This is a genomic window from Bradyrhizobium sp. OK095 (genome assembly GCF_900109945.1).
In the GTDB taxonomy this organism is placed as follows: Bacteria; Pseudomonadota; Alphaproteobacteria; order Rhizobiales; family Xanthobacteraceae; genus Bradyrhizobium.
Map to the genome: position 1 here is coordinate 55,184 of NZ_FOBX01000020.1, position 12,909 is coordinate 68,092.

At 63.7% G+C, this 12,909-nt stretch carries 14 protein-coding genes; 10 read left to right on the top strand and 4 right to left on the bottom strand.

What is annotated here, in order from left to right:
• Positions 1–12: 12 nt before the first annotated feature.
• Both BMW89_RS34680 and BMW89_RS34685 read right to left on the bottom strand, forming a co-directional pair.
• Positions 13–1,248, bottom strand: coding sequence for an acyltransferase family protein (locus BMW89_RS34680; protein WP_092034835.1), 1,236 nt, complete (start codon positions 1,246–1,248; stop codon positions 13–15).
• A gap of 87 nt (positions 1,249–1,335) precedes the next feature.
• Positions 1,336–2,454 carry an AraC family transcriptional regulator gene (locus BMW89_RS34685; RefSeq protein ID WP_092034836.1) on the bottom strand — a complete coding sequence of 373 codons (1,119 nt, stop codon included), beginning with the start codon at positions 2,452–2,454 and terminating at the stop codon, positions 1,336–1,338.
• Positions 2,455–2,676: 222 nt separating this feature from the next.
• On the opposite strand from BMW89_RS34685, the gene napE reads away from it, so the two are divergent.
• From napE to BMW89_RS34715, 6 genes are all read left to right on the top strand, one after another.
• On the top strand, positions 2,677–2,862 hold the full coding sequence (gene napE / locus BMW89_RS34690; protein WP_092034837.1) for a periplasmic nitrate reductase, NapE protein: 186 nt from the start codon (positions 2,677–2,679) through the stop codon (positions 2,860–2,862).
• 24 nt (positions 2,863–2,886) lie between these two features.
• Entirely contained in the window at positions 2,887–3,201 is a 315-nt protein-coding gene (locus tag BMW89_RS34695; protein WP_092034838.1) for a chaperone NapD, read from the top strand.
• 16 nt (positions 3,202–3,217) lie between these two features.
• Positions 3,218–5,731, top strand: coding sequence for a nitrate reductase catalytic subunit NapA (napA, locus tag BMW89_RS34700; RefSeq protein ID WP_092034839.1), 2,514 nt, complete (start codon positions 3,218–3,220; stop codon positions 5,729–5,731).
• Positions 5,728–6,198 (top strand): nitrate reductase cytochrome c-type subunit, encoded by a 471-nt coding sequence (locus tag BMW89_RS34705; RefSeq protein ID WP_092034840.1) that lies wholly within the window; start codon positions 5,728–5,730, stop codon positions 6,196–6,198. The genes napA and BMW89_RS34705 overlap by 4 nt, the downstream gene beginning before the upstream one ends.
• Complete coding sequence (locus BMW89_RS34710; protein ID WP_092034841.1) at positions 6,195–6,845, top strand: NapC/NirT family cytochrome c; 651 nt, start codon at positions 6,195–6,197, stop codon at positions 6,843–6,845. Before BMW89_RS34705 ends, BMW89_RS34710 begins: the two co-directional genes overlap by 4 nt.
• A 263-nt stretch (positions 6,846–7,108) precedes the next feature.
• Positions 7,109–8,224, top strand: a complete 1,116-nt coding sequence (locus BMW89_RS34715) for an ATP-dependent DNA helicase (RefSeq protein WP_092034842.1) — start codon at positions 7,109–7,111, stop codon at positions 8,222–8,224.
• A 92-nt stretch (positions 8,225–8,316) separates the two neighbouring features.
• Here BMW89_RS34715 and BMW89_RS34720 read toward each other — a convergent pair whose 3' ends face one another.
• A complete protein-coding gene (locus BMW89_RS34720; protein WP_092034843.1) occupies positions 8,317–10,005 on the bottom strand; it encodes a caspase family protein in 1,689 nt (562 codons plus the stop codon).
• 309 nt (positions 10,006–10,314) lie between these two features.
• Here BMW89_RS34720 and msrA point away from each other — a divergent pair, with 309 nt between their 5' ends.
• From msrA to BMW89_RS34740, 4 genes are all read left to right on the top strand, one after another.
• Positions 10,315–11,019, top strand: coding sequence for a peptide-methionine (S)-S-oxide reductase MsrA (gene msrA, locus BMW89_RS34725; protein ID WP_092034844.1), 705 nt, complete (start codon positions 10,315–10,317; stop codon positions 11,017–11,019).
• Positions 11,020–11,064: 45 nt separating this feature from the next.
• Positions 11,065–11,499 (top strand): peptide-methionine (R)-S-oxide reductase MsrB, encoded by a 435-nt coding sequence (gene msrB / locus BMW89_RS34730; RefSeq protein ID WP_092034845.1) that lies wholly within the window; start codon positions 11,065–11,067, stop codon positions 11,497–11,499.
• A gap of 108 nt (positions 11,500–11,607) precedes the next feature.
• Positions 11,608–11,772 carry a DUF3309 family protein gene (locus tag BMW89_RS34735; RefSeq protein ID WP_092034846.1) on the top strand — a complete coding sequence of 55 codons (165 nt, stop codon included), beginning with the start codon at positions 11,608–11,610 and terminating at the stop codon, positions 11,770–11,772.
• 212 nt (positions 11,773–11,984) lie between these two features.
• On the top strand, positions 11,985–12,278 hold the full coding sequence (locus BMW89_RS34740) for a hypothetical protein (protein WP_092034847.1): 294 nt from the start codon (positions 11,985–11,987) through the stop codon (positions 12,276–12,278).
• 78 nt (positions 12,279–12,356) lie between these two features.
• Here the strand turns inward: BMW89_RS34740 and BMW89_RS34745 are convergent, their stop codons facing one another.
• Positions 12,357–12,899: a DUF4112 domain-containing protein gene (locus BMW89_RS34745; protein ID WP_092034848.1), complete on the bottom strand. Its 543-nt coding sequence runs from the start codon at positions 12,897–12,899 to the stop codon at positions 12,357–12,359.
• Positions 12,900–12,909: the final 10 nt, after the last annotated feature.

Below are 12,909 nucleotides of genomic sequence, written 5' to 3' on the forward strand. Positions count from 1 at the left end.
AGGCGGCGCTGTCTACGCAGTCGCAATTCCGCCTTGCGGGAGAACACGCTTTTCGGCGCGGCCGCCATTCAGGACCGCACCGATGAAGGTGAAGCGCACCAACAGATGATAGCTCGCCAGCATCGGCGGAATCGCGACGATGAGGATCACGGCGAACTTGATCAGCCCCGGCCAATTCAGTTGCGACAGCGCGACCTGCAGCGCCATCACGATCGGCAAGTGAATCAGATAGAGCCAGTAGGACGCATCGGCGAGATAGCGCCAGGTCCGGCTGAAGCCGGACATGAAGCGAAGCGCGAGACCGATCGCCGCGAAGGTCGATATCCATATCGCGGGTGCATAGAGGACAACAGAGACAAGCCTGAGCGTGGCGAAGCTGTATGGCAGTTTCGGCGCACCCGGGGCGGAAAACATCACGCCCGAGAGCACGAAGCTTATCAGGATCAGGACGATCGCGAGCAACAAATGCGGAAGCCAGCGCCGCTCGAGGGTTCGCAACAGATCGATCTGCCGATGCAACAGCCAGCCGACGCCGAAGGCGGTGCCGAAACAGATCCAGGCCTGCGCGTTGGTGATGAGCGATTGATCCGGCGTTCTCACACCCGTCAAATTGACCCATCTTTGGTCGAGACAGAAAGCAATGCCGATCGGGATCGCCAAGACCAGAGGAGCCATCGGATTGCGGATGATCCGCGCAAAGAGGCGGTCAATGAATGTTCGCAGCTTGCCCGACGCATCGAGCCAGACGATCGCGCCGCGCAGCAGCAGCATGGCGACATAGAGTTCCAGCAGAACGTAGAGAAACCAGAGATGGGTCAGGCGGAAATTCGGCAGTGCGGGCCAGCCGGACGTCCATTGGACCGAGCCGCCATTCGGAAAGTTCGCGGCCCAAATGATCACCAGCGCCACGGACGTGAACACGAGCGGCCACACGATCACGAGCGGCAGGGCGATCCGCTGCAACCTATCCTTGACGAAGCCCCAGCTCCCACGGCGATGAAAGCTCATGCGGGCGAAGAAACCGGCCATCAGGAAGAAGGTCGTCATCCGAAAGACATGGATGGCGAAAGACAGCAGGCTCAGGACGAGGCTTGGATGGGTGTCCTGGATGATCCAGAACCGGGGTGAAGCCAGCACAAACGACAATGTCGCGTGCAGGACGATGCCAAGCAGCAACGCGATGCCCCTGAGCGCATCGAGCGCGTGGAGCCGTTCGGGTGCAGGGGCGGTGGCGGTCGACTGGAACATGGATGGGCTCGCGCTGGCTGGATAGGGCTTTCTGCCGCACAGTCTGCCCAATCGGGGCAAGTCTCTCTCGCCTGATCCAGAAATCGGCTAGCCGATTTCTCGACGCGGTTGGCTTATTTCAGCCATGTCCGGCCGGCTCAGCGCCTCGCGCCGGAATTCGGTCGGGGTCATGCCGGTTTCAGCCTTGAAGGCGCGATTGAAGGGTCCGATCGACTGGAAGCCTGCATCCATCGCGATGGTCAGCACAGGGACCTCCCGTTGCGTCACATCGGACAGCGCCAATTTGGCATCCCCGATGCGATAGCGATTGAGGAACGCATTGAAGTTCCGGTAGCCGAGCCCTTCGTTGATGGCCTGGCGAAGCCGATGCTCGGGAACGTCGAGCCGAGCCGCAAGCGCCCCGATCGCAAGACCTTCCTGCCGGTAGGTTCGCTCCACCGTCATCAGATGGTCGAGACGCCGCAGCAGGATCGGGTCGACAACGACCCGTCCCGCCGCGGCACGATCCGCGCTCTCGGCTGCCCTCCGCACATCTCCGGATGCGATCGCGGCCGTGGCGCCGTTGAGGGCCGCCGCCGGTGCGCTGAACAGGCCGAGGCCGGCAAGCGTTGCCACCACGAACAGGCTGAGCGCGGTCGGCAGGCTGCCGGAGGCGCCGGGCGCAGCAACAGGAATATCGGCGAAGCCCGCGACAGCGACGAGTCCGATGGTCACGACATTGATGGCGAGCATCGCCAGCCGCAGCCGCCGCCGCCGCATCACCAGATCGACACGCCAGGTCTTGACCGTCTGGACCGCGGCGGCCAGGGCCAACACCAGGGCCACGGCCGCCAGGACCTTGCCGCCGCCCTTGGCCAAAGCGGGCCATCGCGGCCAAGCGAGCGACACTGCAAATCCCCAAGCCACGATCGCCAGCCAAAGGGCGCCATGCCAGCGCCTGAGCACGAAATCGTCGTCGAACGCCGCGCGCGCCCACAGCCAGAACATGGCCGGCAGCGCGGACAGGATCGGCGACGTCCACCACCATGATGCCTTGGGAAAGTACGGTGCGGTCACGATTGCATAGAAGGCGCCGCCGGCGCACATGGCGATGCCCAGAAAAGCGTTCTGATTGGCGGCACGGCGCTGAAGCGCCACGAGGACGATCAACAGGAACACGCCGCTCGCCGCGCCGCGAAGCCCGAGATCGATCGCCGCGAGCCCCATCCCGTTCACAATTGGCCGTCTCCGTTCGAGAGCTCAACTCTCGCATCGCCTTCGCGCGTGCACAATCCAAAATTGCGCTTGTGGCCGTGGCAGCAACCATCATCGCAACGCGACAGCTTGATCCAGATCAACGCGTCAGCTGCCCTTCTGCACCAAAAGTGGAGCAAGGCAACGGCCCGGATGCCGTCCCGATTCCCCCATACCAGTTCAAAGAGACCGAATATGTCGGCCCCTGACGACACGATTTCGCGCGTGCGCCGTAAGCGCATGGAGATTTTTGCGTTCCTGTTCCTGACCGCGGTCGTGATGCCCGTCCTCGCGGTCGGAACGGTCGGCTCTTACGGGCTCGGCGTCTGGGTCTACCAGATGTTCGCCGGCCCGCCGGGCCCACCGACCTCCCCGCATTAAATCCCAAAGCGAAAGACAGGCATCATGGCCCACACCACACTCAACCGCCGTGCATTGATCACGGGACGGGTGCTCAGCACCGAGCGCATCGTCCCGCCGCCGGGCTACGAGATCGCCAGCATCATCGTGCAGGCGCGCCCCGAGCGGCTCGACGCGCTGGAAGCCGCGATCACAGCCCTTCCCGGCTGCGAGATTCACGCCCGCGACACGCGCGGCAAGCTCGTCGTCGTGACCGAAGCGCCTGACGCCGGCAGCCTCGGCACCATGCTCAACACCATCCAGTCGCTGCCGGACGTCTATTCCGCGGCGCTCGTCTTCCACGCCATCGAAACCGCCTGAGTCAGGAAGAGCCATCATGACATCGCCGAAGCTCGACCGCCGCCAGATGCTGAAGCTCGAGGCCGCCGCCATCGCGATGGCCGCCGCGGGCATGCCGCGACCTTCGCTCGCCGCCAATCTGGTCACTGAGCGCGACACATCCGAATTGAAATGGGACAAGGCTGCCTGCCGCTTCTGCGGCACCGGCTGCTCGGTGATGGTCGCGACCAAGGACAACCGCGTCGTCGCCACCCATGGCGACATCAAGTCCGAGGTCAATCGCGGCCTCAACTGCGTCAAGGGCTACTTTCTTTCCAAGATCATGTACGGCCACGACCGCCTGACGCAGCCGATGCTGCGCAAGACCAACGGCCAATACGACAAGAACGGCGAGTTCACCCCCGTGTCCTGGACCGAAGCCTTCGACATCATGGAGGTGAAGTGGAAGGACGCCATGAAAAAGCGCGGGCCAAACGGCGTCGCCATGTTCGGCTCCGGCCAGTGGACGATCTGGGAAGGCTATGCGGCCTCAAAGCTGTTCAAGGCCGGCTTCCGCACCAACAACATCGACCCCAATGCGCGCCACTGCATGGCATCCGCCGTCGCCGGCATGATGCGCACCTTCGGCATCGACGAGCCGGCCGGCTGCTATGACGACATCGAGGCCACGGATGCGTTCGTGCTGTGGGGCTCCAACATGGCGGAGATGCATCCGATCCTGTGGACGCGCGTGGCCGACCGCAGGCTCTCCGCGCCGCATGTCCGCGTCGCCGTGCTCTCGACCTTCGAGCATCGCTCGTACGACCTCGCCGACATCGGCATGGTGTTCAAGCCGCAGACCGATCTCTACATCCTCAACGCGATCGCCCACCACATCATCAAGACCGGGCGGGTCAACAAGGATTTTGTCGCCGCGCATACCATTTTCAGGCGCGGCCAGACCGACATTGGCTATGGCCTGCGGCCCGAGCACCCGCTGCAGAAAAAGGCGACCGGCGCGGCCAAGGCCAACGATTCCACCGAGATGAGCTACGACGAATACATCAAGTTTGTCTCGGACTACACGCTGGAGAAGGCGGCCGAAATGTCCGGCGTACCGCTCAACCGGCTGGAGGCGCTCGCCGAGCTCTACGCCGATCCAAAAACAAAAGTGGTCTCGTTCTGGACCATGGGCTTCAACCAGCACACCCGCGGCGTCTGGTGCAACAACCTCGTCTACAACATCCATCTTCTGACCGGAAAGATCTCATCGCCCGGCAATAGCCCGTTCTCGCTGACCGGCCAGCCCTCGGCCTGCGGCACCGCGCGCGAGGTCGGCACCTTCTCGCACCGCCTGCCCGCCGACATGGTCGTGACCAACAAGGAACATCGCACCAAGGCCGAGCATCTCTGGCTGCTGCCCGAGGGCACCATTCCCGACAAGCCCGGCGCGCACGCCGTGCTGCAAAGCCGGATGTTGAAGGACGGCCTGATCAACGCCTATTGGGTGCAGGTCAACAACAATCTGCAAGCCGGCCCCAACGCCAACGAGGAGACTTATCCGGGTTTCCGCAATCCCGACAATTTCATCGTGGTCTCCGATGCCTATCCGTCGGTGACGGCGCTGGCGGCCGATTTGATCCTGCCGACCGCGATGTGGGTCGAGAAGGAAGGCGCTTACGGCAATGCCGAGCGTCGCACACAGTTCTGGCATCAGCTCGTCAAGGCACCCGGCGAAGCGCAGTCCGACCTGTGGCAGCTCATGGAATTTTCAAAACGCTTCAAGATCGAGGAGGTCTGGCCGGAGGAGCTGATCGCCAAGAAGCCCGAGGTTCGCGGCAAGACGCTGTTCGACGTGCTCTACCGGAACGGCCAGGTCGACAAGTTTCCGACCTCGGAGATCGAGGAGGGCTATTCCAACGAGGAATCCAAGGCGTTCGGCTTCTACGTGCAGAAGGGACTGTTCGAGGAATACGCCTCGTTCGGCCGCGGCCATGGTCACGACCTCGCGCCGTTCGAGAGCTATCACCGCGAGCGCGGCCTGCGCTGGCCCGTCGTCAACGGCCAAGAGACAAAGTGGCGTTTCCGCGAGGGCAGCGATCCCTACGTCAAGCAGGGCGCGGACGTGCAGTTCTACGGCTATCCCGACGGCAAGGCGCGCATCTTCGCGCTGCCTTTCGAGCCCGCCGCGGAATCGCCCGACACTGAATATCCGTTCTGGCTCTCGACCGGCCGCGTGCTGGAGCACTGGCATTCCGGCACCATGACGCGCCGCGTGCCCGAGCTCTACAAGGCGTTCCCCGAGGCCGTCTGCTTCATGCATCCCGACGACGCGTCGGAGGCAAAGATCCGGCGCGGGGATGAGGTGAAGGTCGTCTCCCGCCGCGGCTTCATCCGCGTCCGTGTCGAGACGCGCGGCCGCGACCGGCCGCCGCGTGGCCTGGTGTTCGTGCCGTGGTTCGACGAATCCAAGCTGATCAACAAGGTGACGCTGGACGCCACCGATCCGATCTCGTTGCAGACCGACTACAAGAAATGCGCCGTGCGCATTGAGCGGGTGAACCTGTCATGATGAAACGATTTGCAATCGCCCTGCTCGCGGTCGCGATCGCCGCGGGCGCAAGTTCGCTGACCGCGCAGACCGTCAATTCAGGTCTGCGCGGCCCGACGCCGCTCAATGACGAAGGCCCGGCGCCGCCGATGCTGCCGAACCGCAACACGTCGGAACGGGAGGTGCGCAACTATCCGGAGCAGCCGCCGGTGATCCCGCACACGATCGACGGCTACCAGATCGATCTCAACGGCAACAAATGCCTGTCGTGCCATGCGCGGGCACGCATTGCGGAATCGCAGGCGCCGATGGTCTCGATCACGCATTTCATGGACCGTGACGGCCAGTTCCTGGCCTCGATCTCGCCGCGGCGCTTCTTCTGCACGGAATGCCACGTGCCGCAGAACACGGCGACGCCGCCCGTGAGCAACGATTTTACGGACATCGACACGCTGCTGTCGCGCGCAAGCCCCGGTGGCCGCCGATGACGACCGCCGACGAACCCCAGGAAAACCTGAAGCACAAGCGCAGCTTCATCCTGCGCTGCTGGGATTTCGCGCGCGATCTCTGGCAGGTGCTGATCCGGCCGAGCTCGGTGTTCGGGCTCGGCGTGCTGGTGCTCGCGGGTTTTGCCGCCGGCGTGATCTTCTGGGGCGGCTTCAACACCGCGCTGGAATTGACCAACACCGAAAAGTTCTGCACCGGCTGTCACGAGATGCGCGAAAACGTTTTCGCCGAGCTGAAGTCGACCATCCATTTCAGCAACCGCTCCGGCGTGCGCGCGACCTGCCCGGACTGCCACGTGCCGCATAACTGGACCGACAAGATCGCGCGCAAGATGCAGGCCTCCAAGGAGGTCTGGGGCAAGCTTTTCGGCACGATCGACACCCGCGAGAAATTCCAGGATCACCGGCTCGAGCTCGCCGCGCATGAATGGGCCCGCTTCAAGGCCAACGATTCGCTGGAATGTCGTAACTGCCACAGCGCCGATTCCATGGACATCACAAAGCAGTCGCCGCGGGCCTCGGTGGCGCACCAGCGCTTCCTGTTCACCAAGGAAAAGACCTGCATCGACTGCCACAAGGGCATCGCCCACCATCTGCCCGACATGCGCGGCGTTCCCGGCTGGCAATAGGCGGGGATTGAGCAAGCGCCTCGTCCTTCGAGACGGCTGCTTCGCAGCCTCCTCAGGATGAGGCTAACGGGCATCCTAACCTGCGAAACTACCGCCGCGCACTCCCGTCCTCATCCTGAGGGCCCGCCGAAGGCGGGCGTCTCGAAGGATGGCCGCAGGGGAAGCGACCTTGAATTGCGATTACCATGCGCTTGAACCGGCGGGGCGAATGGTTAGTTTTGGGGTTGGCGAATCGCTCCGTTTCGCCCTTCCTCAAAGCAGACATGGCCACATTCACTCCGCATCAGGATGCCGCGCTAAAAGCCGTTGGCGACTGGCTGAAAGCAAAACCCGGCCGGAACGGCACGCCGCCGGTGTTCCGGCTGTTCGGCTTTGCCGGCACCGGCAAGACCACGCTGGCGCGGCACATCGCCGACGGCGTCGACGGCGAGGTGAAATTCGCCGCCTTCACCGGCAAGGCTGCGCTGGTCATGCGCAACAAGGGCTGCGACGAGGCCTCCACCATCCATTCGCTGATCTACCGCGCCCGCGAATCCGGCGAGGAGCAGCCGAGTTTTGAGCTCTGGGACGACGCTCCGGCTTCGAAGGCCAAGCTGATCGTGATCGACGAATGCTCGATGGTCGATGCCGAACTGGGGCGCGACCTGATGTCGTTCGACTGTCCGCTGCTGGTGCTTGGCGATCCCGCACAGCTGCCGCCGATCCAGGGCGCCGGCTTCTTCACCAACACCGAGCCCGACGCGATGCTGACCGAGGTGCACCGCCAGGCCCAGGACGATCCGATCGTGCGGATGTCGATGGACGTCCGCGAGGGCCGCGAGCTCGACATCGGCCGCTATGGCGAGAGCGAGGTGGTGTCGCGCAAGGAGCTCGACCCCGATCGCGTCATGAGCGCCGATCAGGTGCTGGTCGGCCGCAACAACACCCGACGCGCCTACAACATGCGCGTGCGCCAGCGGCAGAACATCGAGGATGTCTTTCCGGTCGCCGGCGACAAGCTGGTCTGCCTGCGCAACAACCGCAAGAAGGGCCTGTTCAACGGCGGCCTCTGGCGCGTGAAGTCGCGCAACACCACGCGCGCGAAATCGCGCATCCTCTCTATGCGGCTATCGCCGGACGAGGATCTTGGCCACAAGGTGACGAAGGTGTCGGTGCGCGCCGATTGCTTCGAGGGCGGCGTCGAGGCGATCGCCTGGGAGCAGCGCAAGCCCTATGACGAGTTCGACTACGGCTACGTGCTGACCGTGCACAAATCGCAGGGCTCGCAATGGGACGACGTCGTGCTGTTCGACGAGAGTTTTGCGTTTGGAGAGAGCCGGGCCAGGTGGCTGTATACGGGGATTACGCGCGCGGCGAAAAGGTTGAGTATCGTCGTGTGACGCTGCCGTAGCCCGGATGAGCGCAGCGATATCCGGGATGGAAAGACCCGCATGTCGCTACGCTCATGCGGGCTACGATCCCGGCAAGCGCCTCACTTCCCCACCACAAAATAAAAATCCTCCCTGCCCGGCGGCGAGCCGTATGAAAACGGCTGCTGCTCGTGCTTGGTCACGGACCAGACGTCGTCGCGGACGATGTCGAACAGCTTTCGGATCTCGACCTTGGGCGTCTTGATCTCGCGGGCGAGCGCCGTCGAGAACGGGCTGTCGGCGCCGCCGTCGCCGTCCATCGCCGTCTCGCCGTGCTTGGCGGCGTAGACCACCATGAAGCCGGCGCCGGGCTCGATGTTGGAAAAGCCCTTGTCGACCAGTTTCAGCGACAGAGTGTGCTGCATGGTCGGCGCGAACGGATTGTCGCGGCAGGCATCCAGTATCACCAGCCGTACTTTTCGCGCGGCGCCGACGGCGGCGATCACCTGCTCCAGCGCAACCGCCTGAGCCTCGGCGTCCCTGTCGGCGGCAAGCTTGGCGTCGACAGGGACGAGATAATTCACCCCGCCGATCTCGAAACCATGGCCGGCGTAATAAACCACCGCCCAGTCGGCCTTTTCCGCCTCCTCGGCAAAGGTCTTCAGCGCCTCGAAGAACTTGTCGCGGGTGAGGTCGCTGACCGAGATCACGGTCTGGAAACCGACATCATGCAGCACACTTGCGATCAATTTGGCATCGCGCGGCGGATTGGGCAGTGCGTGCACGTTCTTGTAGGCGCCGTTGCCGATCACCAGCGCGACACGGCGGCCGGTGGGCGCGCCCGCCGGCGTTTGCGGCGTCAGCGCGGCGAGCCGCTCCTGCGCGACGGCGCGGGCGCGCGCGACGTCGAGCTCGTCGAACTTGGTCAGCGAATAGGCCGCCGCGCGATAGTCGGCGCGGGCCTGGGCGAGATCCTTCTTCCGCTCGTAGATCTGGCCGCGGCCTGAATGGGCCCGGACATTGTTCGGGTTGATCTGGATGGCCGTGTTGTAGTCCTTCAGCGCGGCGTCGAGGTCGCCCTTCATCATATAGACGTCGGCGCGGTTGTTGATCGCGTAGGTGTTCTTCGGCTGCTTCTCGATCAGGCCGTTGCAATCGGCCAAGCCCTGGTCGAACTTGCCCATCATCCCGTAGGTGATGCAGCGGTTGCTGGCGATCTGCTGCGCGGCCGGATCGATCTTCTCGGCCTCGGCGAAATCGGCGAGCGCCCCGTCGTAGTTCTTCATCAGCGTGCGCACGCGGGCGCGGTTGGTCCAGCCGAGGATGAATTTGGGCGTGTATTTGATCGACAGGCTGAAATCGTCGAGCGCGCTTTGCAGCGCGCCCCTGCGCAGCTGGATGACGCCGCGGTTGTTGTAGGGCACGCCGTAGGTCGGGCGCTTCTGGAGCGCGAGGTTGTAGTCGGCCATCGCGAGGTCGTCCTGGCCCGTGCGCTCATAGGCGATGCCGCGCAGGTTGAGCGTGATGACATACTCGGGATCGAGGTCGACGGCCATGGACAGGGTCTCGATGGCGCGGCCATAGTCGCGCTTGTTGATCAGGGTGTTGCCGCGCACGGACAGCGCGATGGCCTTGTCCTTGCCGGTGAGGCGGTCGGCGTTGAGCAGATTGTCGCAGGCGGTCGCACGTGCCTGGGGCTCCGCCTGCCGGTCACGGCAAAGGGTGAGATCGTCGCCAAGCTGCGGCTCGGCCGCGGCAATCGCGGCGCCGGAGATGAGGATCACGAGGGTCAGGGAAACGACGCGCAGCATGTTGTCAGGTCAGCTCCAGCCACCACTTCTTAAGTCGGTCGTCGATCGCGCGGGTTCATCTATTGTTTGAACATGATCTTTGCGGAAAACCGCTTCACACTTTTCCGGATCATGCTCTTAGCGCGGAGTTCCTGATCCCGCCAAGCCGGCTGTCTCAGGCCGCGGTCTTTCACAGACTCGTGTCCGTCCGGGCGTAACAATCGGTAGCTGTACCCGTATCTCGAGTGATGCGAAAATGCGGCCGGGCAGGCTGTTCGCCCGGCGCCAACCGACCTAGAATATCCCCACCTTCCGGAAAGAGGCCCTGCCATGCGCCGTCCCGCCCTCCTGACCCTGCTCGCCGCGACCACCGCCCTGACGCTGGCCTTTGCCGTGCCGTCCCGGGCCGCCGAGGATGCGGTGGTGATCCCCGCCCCGACCGTGGACGCGACGGCGGCGAGCGGCATCCAGACCGCCGTCATCGCCGGCGGCTGCTTCTGGGGCGTGCAGGGCGTGTTCCAGCACACCGCAGGCGTCGTCAACGCGGTCTCCGGCTATGCCGGCGGCGCCAAGGCGACAGCCAACTACAACACCGTCTCGTCTGGCACGACCGGCCATGCGGAATCGGTCGAGATCAAGTACGACCCGAAGAAGATCTCCTATGGAAAGATCCTCCAGATCTACTTCTCGGTGGCGCACGACCCGACCCAGCTCAACCGCCAGGGACCCGACTCCGGCACGCAATATCGCTCGGCGATCTTCACCACCTCCGACGAGCAGAAGAAGGTTGCGGACGCCTATATCGCCCAGCTCAACGGTGCCAAGGTGTTCAACAAGCCGATCGTGACCAAGGTCGGCGCGCTCGAGGCGTTCTATCCGGCGGAGGCCTATCACCAGGACTATCTGACGCTGCATCCGAGCCAGCCCTACATCGCCTATAACGACCTTCCCAAGGTCGAGAACCTGAAAAAGCTGTTCGCGGATAACTATATTGAAAAGCCGACGCTGGTGAGTGCCAGCAAGGCCACCAACTGATCGCGAGATCGCACAAAGCAAGATCACTAAAGAAACGGGAGATCCATGCCCGACACCAAGACGAAAACCACAGACGACCAAACCACTGACAACAAGGTCATCAAGAGCGAAGAGCAGTGGCGCAGCGAGCTGTCGCCGATGCAATACGCAGTGCTGCGGGAGAAGGCGACCGAGCGTCCCTTCTCCGGCGAGTATGAGCACGACGACCGCGCCGGCACCTATGTCTGCGCCGGCTGCGGCAACGTGCTGTTCGAATCCGATGCCAAGTTCGATTCCGGCTGCGGCTGGCCGAGCTTCACCGCGCCTGCCGCCGACAGCCATGTCGACGAGGAACGGGACGTCAGCCACGGCATGATCCGCACCGAGGTGCTCTGCTCCAAATGCAGCGGCCATCTCGGCCATGTCTTCCCGGACGGTCCGGGGCCGACCGGCCTGCGCTACTGCATCAACTCGGCTTCGCTGAAGCTCGAGCCAAAATAACATTTCGCGGCGCCGGGTTCCGCCATGGAACCCGGCGCCGCGATGTGCTTTTCTTGTCTGGCGGTGTGGCCGATGCGTGCAGTCCGGCGGCCGCCAGGGAGGACGCCAATGTCACTCGGGACCATTCTGATCATCCTGGTGATCATCTACCTGCTGGGCGGCATGTCCGGCCGGATCGGCGGTTATGGCTATGGCATGGGCCATTCCGGCATAGGGATCGGCGGCCTCGTGCTGGTGGTGCTGGTCGTGCTGTTGCTTCTCGGCAAGCTGTAAACTATCCAACGCATTGAAATTACTTGGTTTATAGCCCTTGCGGGGCTGCCATGCGCGGATTCATCATCTCCCATCGCAGGGGTCGCAATTTTGTCAAAACAGCCTATATTGGGGGGCGAAAGTGATGTGCAGCGGGACCACCCGATCGTGGCCTCCGCACTCCCAAACCCCACGCGCTTAAAGCCCCAGACAAGATCACGAGGTCTTTGACCATGCGTCCACTGCGTCCGTTCAACTTCAACACCTCCGCCGAACTCTTCCCCGCCGCGATCCGCAAGAAGAAGCGCGCGGGCTTCACCTATCGGCGGTTCGGCACCGCGGCCGAGGCCGTGCAGTTCGCGATGGAGCAGTTGCCGACGGATTCGCTGAACGGGGCCTATCTCCAGGTCGAGGAAGCACGCTTCGACCAGAACGGCATCCGGTCGCTGTATGAGAGCGAAGCGTTCCCGCTGGAGCGCCATCGCAAGCCCGAGCCGGTCGAGAGCGCCGACGCCGACGCGGCGTAAGCTTTTTCGCAAAGCCAGATGTGCGCAAAAGGCGCGACGGCCGAAGGCCGTCGCGCCTTTTGCGTTTTGGGGCGGACCTCAGATACGCGGCTGCTTGTCGAGCCAGCGGCGGAGCAGGCGCACATTGCGCATGTTGGCGCGGAACATGACGTCGAAGGCGTCGCCCACGAACGGCACGATGCCGACCACGCCGTCGACGGCGACATTGCCGAGCATGCGCGCGGTGATGTACCAGGGCGCCCCCAGCGCCCGCGCCTCGCGCACCAGCCACAGCGAGATCGCGGTGGTGATGATGTCGCCGACGATCGGGATCAGGCCGATCAGCCCGTCGATGCCGTAGCGGATCTTGGTGCCGGGCAGGACGAAGGCGACGTCGAGCAGTTTTGCGATCGCCTCGATCCGCGCGATCCGCTGCTCCCGCGTGAGATTGGCGAACGGATTACCTTGACCGAAGTCGAAGCGAAACTCCTGAAATCCCTGCTGCAGCGTTTCGGAGCGGATCTCATGGCCGTCCTGGTCGATGATCGGCCCGCGCGCCTCGGTGCCCGAGAAGGGCGCGTGCGAGCGGCCCCCGGAACGGGGCCGGCGCGGAGCAAGAATATCGTCGTCAGACATGGTCATGGCCTGAAGG